We start from the raw sequence: 18,427 nt of genomic DNA, 5'->3' as shown, positions 1-18,427 counted from the left end.
GGCTACACGGTCTCCAGCCTCGGCGACTTACCCCGCAGCGTATTGACCCACGGGGCGGCGTGCAGCATCCCCCAGCGCACGATCGGGTTGCGGGTGGTGGCCCGCGACATCATCTTCAGGGCGTCCTCGACCTCCTTGAACGCGTAGTCGAGCATCTCCTCTTGATATGCGGCGACGGCGTTGTCGATCGGTTCACCCAGCTCCGCCGCGGTCCGCAGTTTCTCCCCGAGCAGGGCGGCATCGCGCAGCGCCGTATTGCCGCCGTGCGCGTTGAACGGCGGCATGAGATGTACGGCGTCACCCAGGAGGGTGGCGCGTGTGGCCGCCCAGCGTCGCGGTCGCACGGAGGCGCGCATCGGCACGGCAAGGGTGTGGTCGATATCGGCGCGGTCGACCAATTGCCGTAGTACGGGGTGGAATTCGCGGGCCGCGCGCCTGGCCAAGTCGTGGAGTTCCGTGCTGTCGAGTCGGCGGTCGGCGGGAAAGTCGTTGGTGGGCAGGTTGATTGCCCACATGACGTAATCGTCGTCGACCGGAGCCTCGCGATCCGGAGCCAGGCGCGCGAACGCCTGTCGCGGTGGCTCCGGAAACTTCATGGTCGTGAAGAAGAACGATGAGCCGGGTGCGCCCATCGAGAGCACGCCGCTGTTCGCCAGCGCTTCGGGCACCAGTGAGCGGCCGTCCTGTATCAGCCGGGAGCGACCGTAGATCGCGGTCAGACCCGCCGCCGTCGGTGTGCATTCGGGCAGCAGTTGCTGACGCAGTGGCGAATTCGCACCGTCCGCCCCCACCACCAGGTCGGCGGTCGCGGCCGTCCCGTCCGTGAAATACAGCGTCGCGCCGTCCGCATTGACGTCCACGCGCTCGGCGGCCTTCCCGAAGTGCACCCGCTCGCCGAGGCCGGAGAGCAGCAGCGCCCGCAGCGTCTGCCTGTCGGCCTGGCGCGGCGTGCGCAGGTCCGTCCCGGGTGCGCCCTCGAAGGTGAGTGTGAAGACCGACCGCATGCGGACGTCGAGAAACCGGAAGTAGCCCGCCCCGCTGGGATCGCTCGCGGTGGCCAGGTACAACTCGAACAGATGCGGCGGCAGACTGCGCCGCAGCGCGTCGATGCCGTGTTCATCGGTGGTGATCCGGTAGCCCTGGCGGCGAATATGGGCCGATTCGTCGCGTTCGTAGACGTGGACGTCGAATCCGGCGCGCAGCAGCGACTGTGCCAGGCACAGTCCGCCGAGCCCGGCTCCGGCAATGGCGACGGAGGTTCGTGGAGACATGCCTCAAATAGTCATCCATTTGGATGATAGTGTCAACCGACAGTACAGTTACGGCCGATGAGCGAACAGACGAACAAGGGCGGCGCGCGGCGCAGGCCGACGGCCGAGGAACGGCAGCGCGATGCGGAGCGCACCCGCCGCCGACTGCTGGCCGCCGCGCTGGAGGTCTTCGCGGACAAGGGTTTCGCGGGCGCTCGCGTCCAGGAGATCGCCGATCGGGCGGGGGTGAACAAGCAGCTCATCACCTACTATTTCGGCGGCAAGGACGGCCTGTACCGCGCCCTGCAAGAGCAGTGGCTCCAGCAGGAGGCGGGCTTCGCCTTCCCGGATCTGTCCCTGGACGAATTGGTCGCCGCCTACCTGCGCTCGGTCTTCGAGGACCGCCGCATGAGTCGCCTGCTCGCCTGGGAGGGGTTGGCCGAATCGGCCGGAGCGCCACCCGCCGAGTACGACCGCGAGGACCTCGCGGACCTGCGCCGCCGCCAGGACGAGGGACAGCTGCCCGCCGATCTCGATGCGGGCGCGTTCCTCCTGGCCGTCATGGGCGCGGCCATGGTCCCGACCGTCCTCCCCCAGGTCGTCCGCCGGGTCACCGGCCTCAGCCCGGATTCACCGGAGTTCCAGCAGCTCTACACCGAACAGCTCCAGCGCATTGTCAGGCACCTGACCGCCTGACCCCGATCGCCCGGGGCCCTATCGTGTTCCCATGGAGATTCGGCCGCTCGACGGCGTGCGGGTTCTGGAGTTGGGCAATTATGTGGCAGCGCCGACGGCCGGGCGCATACTCGGCGACTTCGGGGCCGAGGTGATCAAGGTGGAGCGGCCGAAAACCGGTGACGAACTGCGCAATTGGCGGTTGTACGGCGGCGACACCTCCATGCTGTACCGCACCGTGAACCGGAACAAGAAGTCCATCACGCTGGATCTGCGGACCGAGGAGGGCAAGCGCGTCGTCCTCGATCTCATCGCGAAGTGCGATGTGCTGCTGGAGAACTTCCGGCCCGGCATGTTGGAGAAGTGGGGGCTGGGCCCGGAGGTGCTGTCGGCGGCCAATCCGAATCTCGTCATCACCCGCATCTCCGCCTACGGACAGACCGGCCCTCTCGCACAGCGCCCCGGATTCGCCGCGGTCGCCGAGGCGGTCGGCGGGCTGCGGGAACTGGTCGGCGATCCCGACCGCCCGCCGGTGCGCGTCGGGGTCTCCATCGGCGATTCCATCGCGGGAATCTATGCCGCCTTCGGCACGGTCATGGCCCTGTTCCAGCGCGAACGCGTCGAGCGAATTCCCCTGGAGCAGCGCATTATCGACGTCGCGCTGAACGAGTCGATTCTCTCGGTCATGGAATCGCTGGTGCCCGATTACCTGGCCTACGGCATCAAGCGCGAACGCGTCGGCGGGCGCATGGAGGGCATCGCGCCCAGTAATGCCTACCCGTGCGGCGATGGCACCAGCATCATCATCGGCGGCAATGGCGATGCCATTTTCCAGCGCTACATGCGGGTCATCGACCGCCCCGATCTGGCCGCCGATCCGGAACTCCAGGACAATGCCGGGCGCTGGCGCAATCGCGAACGCCTCGATGCCGCCATCGCCGAATGGACCCGGCTGCGCACCCGCGACGAGGCGTTGAAGATCCTCGAGGAGGCCGCCATTCCGTGCGGCCCCATCTACACCGCCGCCGACCTCGTCACCGACGAACAACTGAAGGCGCGCAATATGATTCAGTCCTTCCCCGTGGATGTGGGCGAGCCCGAACCCAAGCAGGTGGGCTTCACCGGCATCGTCCCGGTCATCGGCGGCGCATCGCTGCCGATCCGCAATGTCGGACCGGATCTGGGCGAACACACCCGCGAGGTGCTGTCCGGTCTGCTCGGTATGTCGGAGGCCGAGATCGACGCCTTGGAGGTGCGGTGATGGCCATCCTGCGCGACGTCACCCTGCGGGACGGACTTCAGCTCACCGGCAAGGTGCTGCCCACCGACCGCAAGGTCGAGATCGTCCGACGGCTGCTGGCCGCGGGCGTCCCCGAACTCGAGATCGGTTCCATGGCCCGGCCGGATCTGGTGCCGCCCATGGCCAACAGCTTGGAGCTGGTCGCCGCGCTGACGCCGGAGGAGTTGCGGCGGTGCTGGCTGTGGGTGGCCACGCCGCGCCATATCGAGAAGGCCGCCGCGGTCGGGGTCCGCAATTTCCAGTACTGCTTCTCGGTCTCCGATGCCCACAACAAGGCCAATATCGGCCGCACCACCGAGGACAGCGTGGCCGCCATGCCGGAGGCCGTGCGCCTGACCCGCGCGGTGGGCGGCCGCGTGCAACTCTGTCTGGCAACGGCTTTCACCTGCCCGTTCGACGGCCCGGTGGATCCCGCCCGGGTACTGGAGATCGCCACCGATCCGCGCACCGACGGTGCGGACGACATAGTGCTCGCCGACACCCTCGGCCAGGCGTACCCGAATCAAGTTGCGGCCCTTGTCGAATCGGTACGCACGCGAACCCCGAAGCGCCGCATCGTCTTCCACGGCCATGACACCTGGGGTATGGGCGTGGCGAATTCCCTTGCCGCCATTGCCGCCGGTGCGGATGTCGTGGACGGCTCACTGGGTGGGCTCGGCGGCTGCCCGTTCGCCCCCGGCGCGAGCGGCAATACCTCCAGCGAGGATCTGCTGTTCGCGACGCGCCCCGAATGGTTCACGCCAACGGTTCTGGCGGACTTGGTCAAGATGTCCGAAAGTTTGCTGATCGAACTCGGTGAACCCAATCGCTCCCGCGCGGCGGAGGGCGCGCGATCCACGGCGAAAGCCTTCGAATGGGTTGTCACCGAATAGTTTCCCGCTGCCCGGAGAACTCGTGCCCTGGTAATTCCGGGCATTCGCCGACCGCTCGCCGCGTGATAGCTCTTTCAGGTCGGTGCTGACCGCGCCGACGGCTCGATGAAGCGGAGAGAGTATGTCCAAGCCGAAGATTCGCACGTTCGCGATCGCCGTCCTGAGCGCCGCCTGTCTGGCCCTCACCGGGCTGAGCGGCCCCAGCACGACCGCGAGCGGTCCCGAGGTCGGCTCAGCGACCGGCGAGGGCGTCGGCCCGTAGCTTCAGCAGCACCAGGCCCGCGGTGCAGGCCAGAATCAGTCCGGCGACCGCGATTTCGACATGTAGTCCGGCGATTCCCAGTCCAGCGCCGACGAGGCCGCCGAGGAAGATCAACCAGGCGGTCGCCCGGGCCAGAGTCTCGCTCACCCGTCGCGGTCGCGGTGCCGCGGCATCCGCGGGCTGCTCGACCGTGCGAAGCGGGGATGTCGAGTAAGCTCCCATCATCCACTCCTAGATGACGCCCCTCGGATCCGCGCAATCTTCGCGCGCGTCACTCAGCTAATTTCAGGCGTCTCACATGTAACTTCGATCACACATTACGGGTCAGCAACGAAAAGTCCACCCGACACGGTTGCGCAACACGCGCTGTTGACCAATTCGATATGTGAATCATTACTGTTTGAGATTCGCTCGTGATGTCGGAAAGCCCTGCGCGAGGCGTAATTCGAACCGACCGCCCGCCTGGCCCCGCACGGCGGCAACCGTTATGGTGACCCCACTCGAGACGAATGAGGAGAGCTCACCGATGGACGGCAGCAACAGTCGCGCGGACGCACGCGACGACCTCCGCGATCGGCGGCTGCCCACGCCCATGCTCGGCGCGGTCGCCGCCGCCGGAGCGGTCTCGCTCGGCCTCGTCCTCATCGGTTCCTGCGGTATCGGCGGCGAGGACACCTACGTGCCGCCACCGCCGCTGAACGCCGATCTGCAAGCCGCGCCGACGTATTCGAGCGCCGACCGCAGCGGCACCACCACCCCGGTCGTCGTGATCCCGCCCTCCCCCACCTGGCGCGTGGCCTCCGACCAACCGCCCCGCCGCACCTATACGACACCGAGCGCCACCGAAGGCGACGAACCACCCACCGACGAGCCCGAATCCACCACGCGGACCACCCGCCCCACCACGCCGCGGCCGACCCGGACCACTCGCCCGCGCCCGACCACGACCACCGAGCGGCCCACCACCACGATCGAGACGCCGGAGCCCACCACCGAGCGTCCGACGGTCGAGCCCGAGGACGACTCCGGCGAGTAAGCCGCACCGGCCCGAAAAAAAAAACCGCGCCCGTTCCGATGCGGAACGGGCGCGGTGCGTTGTGGCGGACCGGGGTCAGATCTCGACCAGGTCGTACTCCGCGACGCGGTCGGTGAGGGTTCGCAGATGCTCCAGCTCCCCGCCGAGCGTGCGGCCGATGGCGGTGAGGCGTGCCACGTAATGGCTCACCGGGTATTCGGTGGTGATGCCGATACCGCCGTGCATCTGCACGGCCTCCTGACCGATGTGCCGTGCGCCGCGGCCGACCTGGAGCCGGGTGCGCGAGGCGATCACCGGATCGACCGTGCCGTCGGCCAGGGCCGCGCTGGCGTAGTAGCTCATGCTGCGCGCCAGTTCCAGGGAGACGTACATGTTCGCCGCCCGCTGCGACAGCGTCTGGAACTTCGACAGCGTGACGCCGAACTGCTTGCGCGTCTTCAGGTACTCGGTGGTGAGCCGCAGCGACTCCTCCATCGCGCCCAGCGATTCGGCGCACAGCGCGGCCTGGGCGTGCACCAGCGCCTCGTCGATCGCCGCCCGGGCGTCGCCGCCGGTGCCGAGCAGTTCGGCGGGGGTGGCGTCGAATTCGATCTGCGCGCCGCGGCGGCCGTCGAAGGTGCGGAACGGCTTGCGGGTCGCGGCGTCGGCGGCGACCAGGAACAGGCCGACGCCGCCCTCGGGCAGCGCCGCGCTGACCACCAGCTGGTCGGCGCAATCACCGTGCGGGACAGGGTTCTTGACCCCGGTCAGCACGTACGCGTCGCCCTGCGCGGTCGCGGTGGTGGCGAGTTCGGTGGCGGGCCACCGGGTTCCGGGCTCTTCGTGGGCGAAGGCCAGCAGCTTCTCGCCGCCCACCACGTCCGGCAGCACCGCCTGGCGCTGTTCGGCGGTACCCACTCGGGCGACCAGCGCACCGGGCAGCAGCACCGCGTCGAGCAGCGGTTCGGGGGCCAGGCGGCGGCCGATCTCCTCGAGCACCACCATGGTCTCGATGGGGCCCGCGCCGACGCCGCCGTCCTCCTCGCTGAAGGCCAGGCCCAGCACACCCAATTCGGCGAGCTGGCGCCAGATCTCGCGGCTCCAGCCGAGATCGGTGTCGGTGATCTTCACCCGGGTCTCCGCGTCGTAGGTGCGCGCCAACAGGTCGCGGACCGTATCGCGAAGCATGAGCTGTTCATCGGTGAGTTCGAAATCCATGGCGGCGGCTCACAATCCGAGGATGGTGGAGGCGATGATGGTGCGCTGCACCTCGTTCGACCCTCCGTAGATGCTGGTCTTGCGGTAGTTGAGGTAGGTGGGGCCGGTGATCTGCGCCCACTCCGGGGAGGCGATGTCGGCGGCGTGCACCGGCAGCGCGTCGGGTCCGGCGATATCCATGAGCAGTTCGGTGGCGGCCTGCTGCAGTTCGGTACCGCGCAGCTTGAGCACCGAGGAGGCCGGATTCGGCTTGCCGTCCAGGGGTTTGGAAACCACTCGCATGAGGGTCAGCTCCAGGGCCAGCAGTTCGTTCTCCAGCTCGGCCACGCGGGCGGCGAAGATCGGATCGTCCAGCAGCGTGCCGTTGCCCGACTTGGTCTGTGCCGCATACTCTTTGGCCAGGCCGAGCTTGACCTTGGTGCGGCCGACGCCGGTGATGCCGGTGCGCTCGTTGCCGAGCAGGAACTTGGCGTAGGTCCAGCCCATGTTCTCCTCGCCGACCAGCTGATCGGCGGGCACCCGGACGTTCTCGAAGAAGACCTCGTTGACCTCGTGGTGACCGTCGATGAGCTTGATCGGGCGAATGGTCACGCCCGGGGAGTTCACATCGAAGAGCAGCATCGAGATACCCGCCTGCTTCTTGGCATTCGGGTCGGTGCGCACCAGGCAGAAGATCCAGTCGGCGTGCTGGGCGAGGGTGGTCCAGATCTTCTGGCCATTAACGATGTAGTCGTCGCCGTCGCGCACCGCGGTGGTGCGCAGCGAGGCCAGGTCCGATCCGGCGTCGGGCTCGGAGAAGCCCTGGCACCACCAGATGTCGAGATTCGCGGTCGGCGGGAGGAAGCGCTGCTTGAGCTCCTCGGAACCGAACTGGGCGATGACCGGGCCGATCATCTGGGCGTTGAAGGTGAGCGGCTCGGGGACCGAGGCCAGCTGCATCTCGTCTTCCCAGATGTGCAGCTGCATGGGCGACCAGTCCCGGCCACCCCACTGCACCGGCCACTTGGGCACCGCGTAGCCGTGCTCGTTGAGGATTCGGTGCGTGGTGACGATGTCCTCGCGGGATAGCTCGCGGCCGTACTTCACACGGTCGCGGATCTCCGCGGGAATCTTGGTCCGGTAGAACTCGCGCAGTTCGTCCCGGAATTTCACCTCATCGGGTGAGAGGGCAAGCTTCATCGCATCTCCCAGGCGTTCGCCGTTGTCTCGCGTGCCTTCCGGAGCGCCCCCGGTAAAAGACACGACTTGTTGGGTGTCTCAAACCTACCATTGGGTAACAGGAGCACCTGCCACGTGGGTCACACCGACGGGGCGGCTCGTCTCACGCGCCCGACAACGGGCTGGTAGTTTGCGGAAGGATCGGCGCACCCCGCCCGCGCACCGCCGGAACGCGATGCCAGCAGGCGGGCGCGCGCCCCGGTATCGACCGAGGAGCAGCACCCAGTGAACGGCAGGACCTTCCGCCGCGCCGCGTCCGCGGCCGCCATCGCGGCCACCGCGATGCTCGGCACGACCACACTCGCCCACGCCGAGCCCGAGCCCGCGCCGAAGACGCCCGTCGAACTCGGTATCGAGCAGCTCACCGCGGCCGCCGGGGACGATGCCGACGCCAAGGCCGCGGTGGCCTCCACCGTCAAGACAGCGCAGCTCGTCACCGCCGCGAAACTCGGCAATGTGGCCTTCGCGCCGTTCGCCTACCAGGCCCCCACCCTCGGCTGCGGGCACGACATCCCGCTGACCCTGACCGCCGCCTCCGCCGTGGCGGGCGGCACGCCGGGCAGCCTCGGTGCCATCCCCGGAACGCTCCGATTCCAAGCTGTCACAGCGCATTCCGGCATGCCGCTGGCCTCCGGGCTGACCGTGGTCTGGCTGAATGTGAACAATGGCCGCAGCGGCATCAACATGCTCGACGACCTCACCGAGTACGGCATCGCGAGCCTGTCCAAGACCGTCGACAGCGGCCCGGGCAATGTGATCGCCTCGCTCTGGGGCACCATCGACTACCCCGGCGCGCGCTGCCTGGTCACCCCGACCGTCGGCCTCTTCAACGTCCCGGACCTCCCCCCGCCGCCGCCCACCGAAGCCCCCGCCCCCGAAAACACCCCCGCCCCAGCGGCTCCCGCCGACTCGGGCTCCGGCGCCCCACCGGCCGCCAACTGATCGACCAGGTACTGATGGCGGCGGGCTCTCGCACGTTGCCGCCACCATGACCTGGTGATCGCATGTCCAGAGGGGATATGCGGAGCCGCCCCGCTTCTCGGGTGAGGAGCGGGGCGGCTTCGTTCGTCAGGCGCGGGGTTTGCGGCGTTCGTAGCGCGGCTTGCCGTCGCGGGTGTCGCGGCGGTGCGGGGCGCGGGCGAACGAGCGCTGTCCGGGCGGGCCGGAGTCCAGCTGGAGCTGGATGAGCTGGCCGCTGATGCGGGTGCGGCGCAGCGCGTCCAGAGTCTCCGAGGACAGGTCGGCGGGCAGCTCCACCAGGCTGTGGTCGGGACGAATGCTGATATGGCCGAAATCGCTGCGGCGCAGGCCGCCCTCGTTGGCGATGGCGCCGACGATGGCGCCGGGGGCGACCTTGTGGCGCTTGCCGACCGCGATGCGGTAGGTGGCCATGTCGGCACCGGTCTGGCGGTGCTTCGACGGGCCCTCGCGGCGCGGCCGGTCGCCCTCGAAGGTGCGCGAACCGCGTTCGCGCGGTTCCCGTTTCACCGGTTCCGGATCCGGCTCCATGAAGAAGTTGTCGCCGTCGTAGGAGCCGATGGCCAGCGCGGCGGCGATATCCACCAGCGGGATGTTGTGCTCGCGCTCGTAGTCCTCGATGAGCTTGCGGAACAGCGCCAGATTGTCCGAGGCCAGATTCTCGGTGATGGTGTCGCCGAATTTGGCGACACGCTGGGCGTTCACGTCGTCGACGCTGGGCAGCTGCATCTCGGTGAGCGGCTGGCGGGTGGCACGCTCGATGGCGTCGAGCAGGCGACGCTCGCGCGGGGCCACGAACAGCAGCGCCTCGCCGCTGCGGCCCGCGCGGCCGGTGCGGCCGATGCGGTGCACGTAGGACTCGGTGTCGTGCGGGATGTCGTAGTTCACGACATGCGAGATGCGCTCCACGTCGAGGCCGCGGGCGGCGACATCGGTGGCGACCAGAATGTCGAGCGCGCCCGACTTCAGCTGTCCGATGGTGCGCTCACGCTGGGCCTGCACGATGTCGCCATTGATGGCGGCGGCGGAGTAGCCCCGGGCGCGCAGCTTTTCGGCCAGCTCTTCGGTGGCCTGCTTGGTGCGCACGAAGATGATCATGGCCTCGAAGGTCTCGACCTCGAGGATGCGGGTCAGCGCGTCCAGCTTGCGCTGGTAGGAGACCTGCACATAGCGCTGGGAGATATTGGTGTTGGTCGAGGTCTTGGTCTTGACCGTGATCTCGACCGGATCCTTCAGGTACTGCTTGGAGATCTTGCGAATGGCGGTCGGCATGGTCGCCGAGAACAGCGCCACCTGCTTCTCCGCCGGGGTGTCGCGCAGGATGCGTTCCACATCGTCCTGGAAACCCATCTTCAGCATCTCGTCGGCCTCGTCGAGGACCAGGTACTGCAGCTGGGTCAGGTCGAGGGTGCCGCGCTCGAGATGGTCGATGACTCGGCCCGGCGTGCCGACCACGACCTGCGCGCCGCGCCGCAGACCCGAGAGCTGCACCGCGTAGTTCTGGCCGCCGTAGATGGGCAGCACGTGCAGCTCGGGCATGTGCGTCGAGTAGCGCTCGAAGGCCTCGGCGACCTGGATGGCCAGCTCACGGGTGGGAGCCAGCACCAGCGCGCGCGGCGATTTGCCCGAGACTTGCAGGCCCATGAGGACCGGAATGGCGAAGGCGGCGGTCTTGCCGGTACCCGTCTGCGCGAGCCCCACCACATCCGCGCCGTCCAGAAGCGGCGGAATCGTCGCGGCCTGAATCGGCGACGGAGATTCATAGCCGACATCGGCGATGGCCCGCAGAATGCGGTCATCGATGCCCAGATCAGCGAAGGACGGGCCGGTTGCGTCCCTCTCGTCGTCGATCGAAACGCTGTCGGCCGGTGAGGTGCTCATTAGCCATTACTTTACTGCTCTATGGTGGTCACCCCGACCATCGGGCCAATACGGTGAGACCTATGCAACCGGACAACCCGCCCATGGCCTCGGCCACCGTGTCCGAATCCGCTGTCCCCGCACCCGATCTCGGCACCGCCGCGAACAGCGCTCCCACCCGGGTGGGCGGGCCGATCGACACGCCCGATACCGCCGTCACCGGGCTGGGCGAGACACCCGCGCGCACCAGCCCGCCGGTGCGAAATTACGTGACCGGTATCGCTCCCGGGCCGGAATCGGGTAGTTCTGGGAGCATGAGCGCCATTGCCCACGAACCGGCGGCCGCCGTGCACGCGGCCGAAGCCCCCTCGGCCGCGCCCGCGGTGGATATCGCGGTGATCCAATTCGGTCCCGGCACCGATGTCGAGGCCAATCTCGCGGCGCTGCGCGAGGAGGTGCGCGCCGCCAGTGAACTCGGGGCGCGGGTGGTGGTCGCGCCCGAGTACTCCATGTACGCGGTGACCCGGCTCGATGAGCGGGTGGTGGCGGTGGCGGAGCCGCTGACCGGGCCGTTCGTGAGCGGATTGCGTGGTATCGCAGCCGAATTCGGGGTGTATCTGGTGGCGGGCGTGGCGGAGGCTCCCGGGGGCGAGCTGCCCGCGGACCGGATCTACAACACCCTGGTGGCCGCCTCGCCAGAGGCGGAGTTCGCGGCCGTGTACCGCAAGGCGCACCTCTACGACGCGTTCGGGTTCCGGGAGTCGGAGGTGGTGCTGCCCGGGCCGCTCGAGAACCCGCCGATCTTCACCGTCGACGGGGTCACCTTCGGGATGCAGATCTGCTTCGACCTGCGCTTTCCCGAGGGCTGTCGGCTGATCGCCGCCGCCGGGGCGCAGGTGTTGCTGCTGCCCGCGCAGTGGATTCCGGGGCCCGGCAAGGTCGACCAGTGGACGACGCTGCTGCGGGCGCGGGCCATCGAGAACACCATGTACGTGGCCGCCGCAGATCAGGCCGCGCCCAAGGGGGCGGGGTCGTCGATGATCGTGGATCCCAATGGCTCGGTGGTCGCCGAACTCGGTGAGCACGCGGGTATCGCCACCGCCCGGATCGATCTCGACCATGTCGCGCAGGTGCGCGCCGCGAACCCCAGCCTGTCGCTGCGCCGGTACGAGATTCGCCCGGCGTAACCACCGGCAGCGAAACGACCTGCGGTTTCGGGTGCGGGCCTAGACTGGACCGCGATGATCTATCCGGATCGAGTCGCCGCCGGTCGCGCGCTGGGTGGATCGCTTCGACACCTGCGCGCGGCGGATCCGCTGGTCCTGGGACTGCCCCGGGGCGGGGTCCCGGTGGCCGTGGCGGTGCGCGCGGAGATCGGCGGGGACCTCGATGTGCTGCTGGTGCGCAAGCTGGGCGTGCCGTGGCAGCCGGAGCTCGCCATGGGTGCCATCGGCGAGGACGGGGTCCGGGTGCTCAATGACGATGTGGTGCGGCACACCGGTGTCACCGAGGCGCAGATCGCCGATATCGAGAATCTCGAACGGGCCGAACTCGAACGCCGCCGTCAGCTGCTGCGCGATGCGGCCCCGCCGGTTCCGATGAAGGGGCGCACGGTGGTGATCGTCGACGACGGTATGGCCACGGGGGCGACCGTCGCGGTCGGGTGCCAGATCGCGCGCATACACGAGCCGCGACGGGTGGTGGTGGCGATTCCGGTCTCGTCTTCCGAAGCGCTGCACCGCATTCAGGCCCTGGCGGACGAGACGGTGTGTCCGCTGGTGCCGCGATTTCTCGGCGGTGTGGGTGGGGCGTACGAGGATTTCCACCAGCTCACCGATGCGGAAGTGCTGGGGCTGCTGCGCGAGGCGTCGGGCGACGGCGGTCAGGTCTGATCGGTGATCTCGCTGATGCCTTTGCGATGGCGTTGGGCGAGTTCGGCGTAGTAGACCGGGTTGAGTTTCACCCAGCCCTCGGCGGAGGTGCCCGCGATGGGCCGCTTCACCTGCGCGGGGGCACCCGCGGCGAGCACACCGTCGGGAATCTCGGTACCGGGTGCGACCAGCGAGTGCGCGGCGATCATGGAACCCGCGCCGATGGTGGCCATATCGAGCACCGTGGTGCCGTTGCCCACAATGGATTCCGCGCCGACGCTCGCGCCGTGGAACACCACGCTGTGCGCGATGGTCGCGCCGGGGCCGATCTCCACCGTCACCTCCGGCGGGCCGTGCACCACCGAGTTGTCCTGCACATTGGCCCGCTCGCGGACGATGATCGGGCCGCAGTCCCCGCGCAGCACCGCGCCGTACCAAACAGACGCTCCCGCCTCGACGCGGACATCACCGATGAGTGTGGCCGTGGGCGCGATGAACGCGGTCGGATCCACCCTGGGGCGCTTACCTTCGAATTCGTACAGTGGCACGTCTTACACCGTAAATGGCTGCGGGGGTGAATGGTCGAGCTTCCGCCGGGCGACGTCAGCCGTGGCCAACCGCGGCGATCCAGTCGGAGATGTCGGCGGTGACGCGGGAGTGGATCGGCTCGTGCAGAAGGTCGTGGCCCGCGTCGGCGTACTCGCGGAGATCGACGGGGGCGCGAGTTGACCATTGGCGCACGTGGTCGATCGGGGCGCGGCGGTCGTCGACGCCGTGGACCACCAAGACGGGAAGACCGTCCGGGAGCTCGATCGCGGCGGGCCCGCGGGGGGTTTGGCTGGCTGTGGGTTCGCGCCTCGCGTGGGCGGCACGGTGATCCGCCGCGGCATCGTGCCTCGCGTAGGTGGAATGGTGATCCGCCGCGGCATCGTCGGGGCGCGCGGACGGTGGGGCTACATGCGCCGGAGCGCCTACTCCGCGCGACCTGGCGGGCGCGTCGTCTTCTCCGCGAGCGGATTTGGGCGGTTCGCCGTCGAAGACCGCCTTCGGGGTACCGCACAGCACCAGGCCCGCTATGGCCGGTTCGGGTGCGGCCAGCGTGGCCAAGGCGGTGGCCGCGCCGAGCGAATGTCCCATGAGGAACAGGGGTTTCGGGGTATTTGTCCGGATTTCGGCGAGGAAGGCGTGAGCGTCGGCGGCCAGTTGGGGCAGGGTGCCGGGGCGGTTCGGGTCGCCTTCGCTGAGGCCGTGGCCGGAGGTGTCCAGGGTCCACAGTTCGATTCCGGACTCGGCCAGGGTGCGGGCGAAGCGGTGGTAATGACCGCTGTGCTGGCCTGTTCCGGGGAGGAGGGCGAGGGTCGCGGTGGCGTGGTCGATGGGTCGGCGGCGGTAGTGCAGGCGTCCGCGAGGGCCATCGAAGTAGGGCATTCGGTGATTGTCGCAAACCGCCGCGGCGGGGCTCGGACGGTCGGCACGCGGTGCGACACGCCGGAATGGGTGGTGCGGTTTGATCGGCCCGGCGGCGGGGAACGCGGCCGGGCGGGCGCGGCGGGCCGACGAGTCGTGTTGTCCCGCAACGACGCCCACACACCGCCGGTGACATGCGGCGCAGTGGGCGCGGCGGGCGGCGGGCCCCGGCCCCACCTGGCAACACACCACGCCGCTCCCACTCACTACGCTGTTGCGCGACTCGGCACGACGGCGTGTGGACCGGGTGCGGGTGTCGGCGAGCAAGACACAGGAGGGCCGCGATTGATTCTGTTCGGTGATCGCGTCGTGTGCAGCACCGGTGATCTGGTGGAAGCGGCGCGCTGTGAGTTCGCGCTGCTGCGCGCGCTCGATGCCGGACTGGGCCTGGTAGCCCCGGTGGCCTACCAGTCGCCCGGCGTTCTGCCGCGCCCGGCGGACGACGCCCGCGAACACCGCCTCGCCGACCTACGCGACCGCCACGGCGACACCGTGGTCCGCATCCGCCTCCCCCACGCGACTCCCACGGACCCCGCACAGCCGGAACCAGCTCCGCCACAACACCCCAGCGCCACTCGACATTCCGATCCCGCAGGGCACACGCCTGGAGATCCGGCACCGCACTCCGGCGCGGCCCCGTCCGACGATCCCACTCAGCGTCGCGATGGCAGCGCGGCGAGGCAGAGCGTCTCGACGACAGTCGCCGACCCGATGCGGGACGGCGATCCGGCGCGCGACAGCCGCTCCACACCCGAGCCCAGTAGAGCCCCAAGCGCCGGGATGCGGGACGACGACGTGATGCGGGAAGGCGGTCCAGCGCGCGACAGCCGCTCGACACCAGACGCCAGTGGGGCCCGAGGCGGCGGGGTGCGCGCCACCGATCCGGCGCGAGACAGCGATCTGACACGAGAGGCTGGTGCGGCCGAATTCGCCACTGCCGCCGCTCTTTCCGATCCGGAGGAGATCGTCGCGGCGTTGGCGGTGGCGCACGAGCAGACGGTGGCGGCGTTGCGGGGCGGGGCCGAGGCCATTGCCGGGCCGGTGTTGTTCGATGGCGCGTTCGCGGTGTCCTGCGATTTCCTGCTGCGAGACGGGGCCCCGGAGACGCACGACTATCTGACTGCCGGGCTCGCTGGTCGGCGGGGGCGCATCACCGCGCTGTTGGAGCAGGCGGCATTCGCGGATGTGCTGGGGCGGAACGGTTTTCGGGCCGCACCGCATGGTCGGCTGTGGGTGGAGGGCGGAACCGTCGACCAGCCGCTGGCCGATATCGCCATCGTCTACCGGGCGCGCCGGGAGCGGCTGGAGATGATCCTGGAGGCGAAGCTCAACGAGCTGCTGCCGGTGCAGTGGGGAGACCGGCGGTTTCTCGCGTGCGGCCAGTGCGCGGCGTGCACCGCGGAACTGGAGTCGCGGCGGGATCTGTTGTTGGTCGCCGGAATGCGCCCGGCGGTGCGGGCACAGCTGCGGGATGCCGGGATCACCACCGTGGATCGGCTCGCGGCCGCCGACGTGACGGTCAGCGGGGTGCCCGCACCCACTTTCACGGCGCTGCGCCGCCAGGCCGAATTGCAGCTGCATCGGGAACATACGGGTCACCCCATCTACACCGTGTTCGATGCCGCGGCGCTCAGCGGCTTGCCCGCGCCGACGCCGGGCGATCTGTTCGTGTCGGTCACCACGCCGGGCGGCCAACCCTCCCCCGATCTGCTGGTGACCATCGGTTCCGGTGAGCCGGAGAATATCTTCCGCGGCTTCATGATTCGCGACGCGGCGGATCGCCAACGCGGTGAATCTCCTGCCGCACAACAGGTTTCGGTGGACGATCAGGCCATCGCCCTGCTCGACTTCCTCGCCGAATGGCAGTGGAACCATCCGGGCCTGCGTATTCACCACTACCGGGGCGGATTGCGCGCGCTGCTCACCGATCTGGCCGAACCACACCCCGACGGCGAGGACATAGTCGCCGCCCTACTGCCGCTACTGGTCGACCTCTACCCGATCGTGCGCGCGGCGCTGCTGGTCGGCGAACGCTCCTACGCCCTGCCCCACCTGCCCCCGAACCAGTTCGGGCCCAACGAGTTCGACGACGCCTGGCCCGCCGACGAGGACGAGTCCACTCCCCTCGACCGCCCGGCACCGGACCACCGCCCCACTCCCCTGCCGAGCCACGGCGGCACGGCGGTGGCCGTCCTCGACCACGCCGTCCGAACCGAAGACGACGACAACCGCATGGCCGCCCTGGCGGACCTGGATCCCGCCGCCCTCGCCGAATTGCACGCGGCCGCACTGGCGAAACTGGACCTGGCGGCCGAGACACCGGCGCATCCGAGCGAGGCTTCGGATTCGACCGCGCTCACCGAGACCGGCTCCGCCACCGCCGCGACACCGGATTCCCCCGACGACGAACCCGAAATCGACAATGCCCTCAGGGAATTCGTCGGTGACTGGGTAGCCGTGGCGCGCCTGCGCGACTGGCTGCTCGAACTGGCCGAGGCCCACGACATCCGCCCACTGGGACGCCCCGATCCGAGCGTCGCCGAGCCGCCGCCCGCCGCCATCGAGGCCGCGCTGCGAGAATTCGCGAACGCCGAGACCACCGGCGCCACACCGCGTTCCGAGGACGGCCAGGAGCTCTACACCAGCCCGCGCCAGCGCGACGAAGCCCGCCTCGCCGCCGCCATGACCGCCGCCGCCCTCGGCTACCACCGCCGCGAACGCCAGCCCCTACGCTGGGCGCACGCCGACCGCCTCGACCTCCCCGTCGAGGAATGGGCCGACACCCCCGGCGTGCTCATCGCCGACTGGGGCACCGTGGACACCGACTGGCACACCACGATTCAGCGCCCGATGCGCCGCTACCTCACCCTCACCGGCAGACTCGGCACCGGCAACGCACCCCCGCCGGGCACACCCGTGGTCACCCTCTACGACCGTCCGGCCCGGGATCTGCCCGCCATGCCGGGCCGCCGCGCCCTCGCCCGGGCGACCGTCCTCGGCTGCGCGCTGGACACCAATTTCGACGATGTGGTGCGCGTGGTGGAGTTCCTGCCGGAGGGCTGCGACCCCTACGACGAACTGCCCTCGGCCATCGCCCCGTTCCCGCCCAGCCGCCAGGACTGGCTCGAGGACGCCATCGAGGAGGTGGCGCACGACCTGCTGGTAACGCTGCCGGAGGTGCCGCGCACCGCCACCTTCGACCTGCTGTGCCGCCGCCCGCCCCGGCTCGCGACCGGACAGGTGCTGCCGGAGGTGTTCGGCGACCATGCCGCCGCCGTCACCGCCGCGGTCCTGGACCTCGACGACTCCTATATCGCCATCCAGGGCCCGCCCGGCACCGGCAAGACCGATACCGCCGCCCGCGTGGTGGAACGCCTTGTGACGCGGTACAAGTGGCGCGTCGGCGTGGTGGCGCGCTCGCACAAGGCGGTGGAGCATCTACTCGACGCCGTGGTGCGCGTCGGGGTGCTGCCGGAACTGGTGGCCAAGTCGGAGGCCCAGACCGTCGCACCGGAATGGCTCGGCATCGACGCCGACCGCTACGAGCGCTTCCTCGACAACGCGGTGAACGGCTGTGTCGTGGGCGGGCTGCCCGACGATTTCGTCGATCCCCAACGGATTCCCCGCGAGAGCCTCGACCTGCTGGTCGTCGCCGACGCCGGACGCTTCCCGCTCGCCGACACCGTCGCGGTGACCGTCAGCGCCCGAAACCTGTTGCTGGTAGGCGATCCCGCGCCCGCCACCGGGCACGGCGCGCATCCGGCACCGGTGGGCGAGGCGGCTCTCGGCTGGCTGGTCGGCCCGCACCGCACCCTGCCCGCCGACTACGGCTACTTCCTGGACCGCACCTGGCGCATGCATCCGCGCATGTGCGGCCCGGTGTCGCGCCTGCGCTACGACAATCGGTTGCGCTCCAATGAAACCGTCACCCTGGCAAGGGAACTCGACGGCGTGCCGCCGGGCGTTCGCACCATCACGGTGGAACACCACAACAATGCCACCGAATCCGCCGAGGAGGCCCGGGAGGTCGTGCGCCAGGTGCGCACACTGCTCGGCCTGCCCTGGCACACCGGCGCGGTCACCCGCCGCCTGCACCCGCACGACATCCTGGTGGTCGCGCCCTACCACGCGCAGGTCGCGCGGATCCGAACCCTGTTGTCCCGCGCGCGAATCGAAGACGTCCTGGTCGGCACCCCCGACCATTTCCAGGGCCGCGAGGCCGCCGTGGTGCTGGTCTCCATGACCACCTCGGCCCCCAAGGACGCGCCGCACGGCGTCGCGCCCCTCGTCTCGCGCCATTGGCTGACCAGCGCCATATCCCGCGCCATGTGGTCGGCCATGATCATCCGCTCGCCCTTGCTCACCGAGTACTTGCCCACGGGCACAGCGGAATTGGCGGACCTCGCCGCCTTCCTACAGCTGGACCGCGTGTAACCCGGCC

Annotated in this window: 16 protein-coding genes; 9 read left to right on the top strand and 7 right to left on the bottom strand. The window is 69.4% G+C overall.

The features are described from left to right. Positions 1 to 2: 2 nt before the first annotated feature. Complete coding sequence (locus tag ACIBH2_RS17570; protein WP_397118569.1) at positions 3 to 1,271, bottom strand: FAD-dependent oxidoreductase; 1,269 nt, start codon at positions 1,269 to 1,271, stop codon at positions 3 to 5. Between the two features lie 57 nt (positions 1,272 to 1,328). Between ACIBH2_RS17570 and ACIBH2_RS17565 the strand changes: the two genes are divergently transcribed. From ACIBH2_RS17565 to ACIBH2_RS17550, 4 genes are all read left to right on the top strand, one after another. Next, complete coding sequence (locus ACIBH2_RS17565; protein WP_397118567.1) at positions 1,329 to 1,946, top strand: TetR/AcrR family transcriptional regulator; 618 nt, start codon at positions 1,329 to 1,331, stop codon at positions 1,944 to 1,946. A 31-nt stretch (positions 1,947 to 1,977) separates the two neighbouring features. Continuing rightward, positions 1,978 to 3,186, top strand: coding sequence for a CaiB/BaiF CoA transferase family protein (locus ACIBH2_RS17560; protein WP_397118565.1), 1,209 nt, complete (start codon positions 1,978 to 1,980; stop codon positions 3,184 to 3,186). Further along, positions 3,186 to 4,097 (top strand): hydroxymethylglutaryl-CoA lyase, encoded by a 912-nt coding sequence (locus tag ACIBH2_RS17555; RefSeq protein ID WP_397118563.1) that lies wholly within the window; start codon positions 3,186 to 3,188, stop codon positions 4,095 to 4,097. The genes ACIBH2_RS17560 and ACIBH2_RS17555 overlap by 1 nt, the downstream gene beginning before the upstream one ends. 121 nt (positions 4,098 to 4,218) lie before the next feature. Continuing rightward, positions 4,219 to 4,359: a hypothetical protein gene (locus ACIBH2_RS17550; protein ID WP_397118561.1), complete on the top strand. Its 141-nt coding sequence runs from the start codon at positions 4,219 to 4,221 to the stop codon at positions 4,357 to 4,359. On the opposite strand, the gene ACIBH2_RS17545 is transcribed toward ACIBH2_RS17550, so the two are convergent. Beyond that, positions 4,330 to 4,581, bottom strand: coding sequence for a hypothetical protein (locus tag ACIBH2_RS17545; protein ID WP_397118559.1), 252 nt, complete (start codon positions 4,579 to 4,581; stop codon positions 4,330 to 4,332). The genes ACIBH2_RS17550 and ACIBH2_RS17545 overlap by 30 nt on opposite strands. Before the next feature lie 304 nt (positions 4,582 to 4,885). Here ACIBH2_RS17545 and ACIBH2_RS17540 point away from each other — a divergent pair, with 304 nt between their 5' ends. Then, the gene (locus ACIBH2_RS17540) at positions 4,886 to 5,395 is read left to right on the top strand and encodes a hypothetical protein (protein ID WP_397118557.1); all 510 of its coding nucleotides are present in this window, start codon (positions 4,886 to 4,888) and stop codon (positions 5,393 to 5,395) included. A gap of 75 nt (positions 5,396 to 5,470) precedes the next feature. Here the strand turns inward: ACIBH2_RS17540 and ACIBH2_RS17535 are convergent, their stop codons facing one another. Both ACIBH2_RS17535 and ACIBH2_RS17530 read right to left on the bottom strand, forming a co-directional pair. Beyond that, positions 5,471 to 6,592 carry an acyl-CoA dehydrogenase family protein gene (locus ACIBH2_RS17535; protein WP_397118555.1) on the bottom strand — a complete coding sequence of 374 codons (1,122 nt, stop codon included), beginning with the start codon at positions 6,590 to 6,592 and terminating at the stop codon, positions 5,471 to 5,473. Between the two features lie 9 nt (positions 6,593 to 6,601). Beyond that, positions 6,602 to 7,771, bottom strand: coding sequence for an acyl-CoA dehydrogenase family protein (locus ACIBH2_RS17530; RefSeq protein ID WP_397118553.1), 1,170 nt, complete (start codon positions 7,769 to 7,771; stop codon positions 6,602 to 6,604). A 264-nt stretch (positions 7,772 to 8,035) separates the two neighbouring features. Here ACIBH2_RS17530 and ACIBH2_RS17525 point away from each other — a divergent pair, with 264 nt between their 5' ends. After that, complete coding sequence (locus tag ACIBH2_RS17525) at positions 8,036 to 8,752, top strand: hypothetical protein (protein WP_397118551.1); 717 nt, start codon at positions 8,036 to 8,038, stop codon at positions 8,750 to 8,752. Between the two features lie 126 nt (positions 8,753 to 8,878). Here ACIBH2_RS17525 and ACIBH2_RS17520 read toward each other — a convergent pair whose 3' ends face one another. Further along, positions 8,879 to 10,669, bottom strand: a complete 1,791-nt coding sequence (locus ACIBH2_RS17520) for a DEAD/DEAH box helicase (RefSeq protein WP_397118549.1) — start codon at positions 10,667 to 10,669, stop codon at positions 8,879 to 8,881. Between the two features lie 293 nt (positions 10,670 to 10,962). On the opposite strand from ACIBH2_RS17520, the gene ACIBH2_RS17515 reads away from it, so the two are divergent. Together ACIBH2_RS17515 and ACIBH2_RS17510 are read left to right on the top strand one after the other, a co-directional pair. Continuing rightward, positions 10,963 to 11,835: a carbon-nitrogen hydrolase family protein gene (locus tag ACIBH2_RS17515; protein WP_397120821.1), complete on the top strand. Its 873-nt coding sequence runs from the start codon at positions 10,963 to 10,965 to the stop codon at positions 11,833 to 11,835. Between the two features lie 54 nt (positions 11,836 to 11,889). Then, on the top strand, positions 11,890 to 12,540 hold the full coding sequence (locus tag ACIBH2_RS17510) for a phosphoribosyltransferase (protein WP_397118547.1): 651 nt from the start codon (positions 11,890 to 11,892) through the stop codon (positions 12,538 to 12,540). Here ACIBH2_RS17510 and ACIBH2_RS17505 read toward each other — a convergent pair. Together ACIBH2_RS17505 and ACIBH2_RS17500 are read right to left on the bottom strand one after the other, a co-directional pair. Beyond that, positions 12,531 to 13,067, bottom strand: a complete 537-nt coding sequence (locus ACIBH2_RS17505) for a gamma carbonic anhydrase family protein (RefSeq protein WP_397118545.1) — start codon at positions 13,065 to 13,067, stop codon at positions 12,531 to 12,533. The genes ACIBH2_RS17510 and ACIBH2_RS17505 overlap by 10 nt on opposite strands. Positions 13,068 to 13,122: 55 nt before the next feature. Continuing rightward, the gene (locus tag ACIBH2_RS17500) at positions 13,123 to 13,947 is read right to left on the bottom strand and encodes an alpha/beta hydrolase (RefSeq protein WP_397118543.1); all 825 of its coding nucleotides are present in this window, start codon (positions 13,945 to 13,947) and stop codon (positions 13,123 to 13,125) included. 324 nt (positions 13,948 to 14,271) lie between these two features. Here ACIBH2_RS17500 and ACIBH2_RS17495 point away from each other — a divergent pair, with 324 nt between their 5' ends. Beyond that, on the top strand, positions 14,272 to 18,420 hold the full coding sequence (locus ACIBH2_RS17495) for an AAA domain-containing protein (protein WP_397118541.1): 4,149 nt from the start codon (positions 14,272 to 14,274) through the stop codon (positions 18,418 to 18,420). Positions 18,421 to 18,427: the final 7 nt, after the last annotated feature.

Source organism: Nocardia sp. NPDC050406 (assembly GCF_044459025.1).
In the GTDB taxonomy this organism is placed as follows: Bacteria; Actinomycetota; Actinomycetes; order Mycobacteriales; family Mycobacteriaceae; genus Nocardia.
Note: the sequence above shows the minus strand (reverse complement) of the source record. Positions and strands in the feature narration are given on the sequence as shown.

Bases quoted from the DNA above. Each gene is read 5' to 3' on its own strand.
- ACIBH2_RS17570 (WP_397118569.1), bottom strand. From the start codon at position 1,271: ATGTCTCCACGAACCTCCGTCGCCATTGCCGGAGCCGGGCTCGGCGGA.
- ACIBH2_RS17565 (WP_397118567.1), top strand. From the start codon at position 1,329: ATGAGCGAACAGACGAACAAGGGCGGCGCGCGGCGCAGGCCGACGGCC.
- ACIBH2_RS17560 (WP_397118565.1), top strand. From the start codon at position 1,978: ATGGAGATTCGGCCGCTCGACGGCGTGCGGGTTCTGGAGTTGGGCAAT.
- ACIBH2_RS17555 (WP_397118563.1), top strand. From the start codon at position 3,186: ATGGCCATCCTGCGCGACGTCACCCTGCGGGACGGACTTCAGCTCACC.
- ACIBH2_RS17550 (WP_397118561.1), top strand. From the start codon at position 4,219: ATGTCCAAGCCGAAGATTCGCACGTTCGCGATCGCCGTCCTGAGCGCC.
- ACIBH2_RS17545 (WP_397118559.1), bottom strand. From the start codon at position 4,581: ATGGGAGCTTACTCGACATCCCCGCTTCGCACGGTCGAGCAGCCCGCG.
- ACIBH2_RS17540 (WP_397118557.1), top strand. From the start codon at position 4,886: ATGGACGGCAGCAACAGTCGCGCGGACGCACGCGACGACCTCCGCGAT.
- ACIBH2_RS17535 (WP_397118555.1), bottom strand. From the start codon at position 6,592: ATGGATTTCGAACTCACCGATGAACAGCTCATGCTTCGCGATACGGTC.
- ACIBH2_RS17530 (WP_397118553.1), bottom strand. From the start codon at position 7,771: ATGAAGCTTGCCCTCTCACCCGATGAGGTGAAATTCCGGGACGAACTG.
- ACIBH2_RS17520 (WP_397118549.1), bottom strand. From the start codon at position 10,669: ATGAGCACCTCACCGGCCGACAGCGTTTCGATCGACGACGAGAGGGAC.
- ACIBH2_RS17515 (WP_397120821.1), top strand. From the start codon at position 10,963: ATGAGCGCCATTGCCCACGAACCGGCGGCCGCCGTGCACGCGGCCGAA.
- ACIBH2_RS17510 (WP_397118547.1), top strand. From the start codon at position 11,890: ATGATCTATCCGGATCGAGTCGCCGCCGGTCGCGCGCTGGGTGGATCG.
- ACIBH2_RS17500 (WP_397118543.1), bottom strand. From the start codon at position 13,947: ATGCCCTACTTCGATGGCCCTCGCGGACGCCTGCACTACCGCCGCCGA.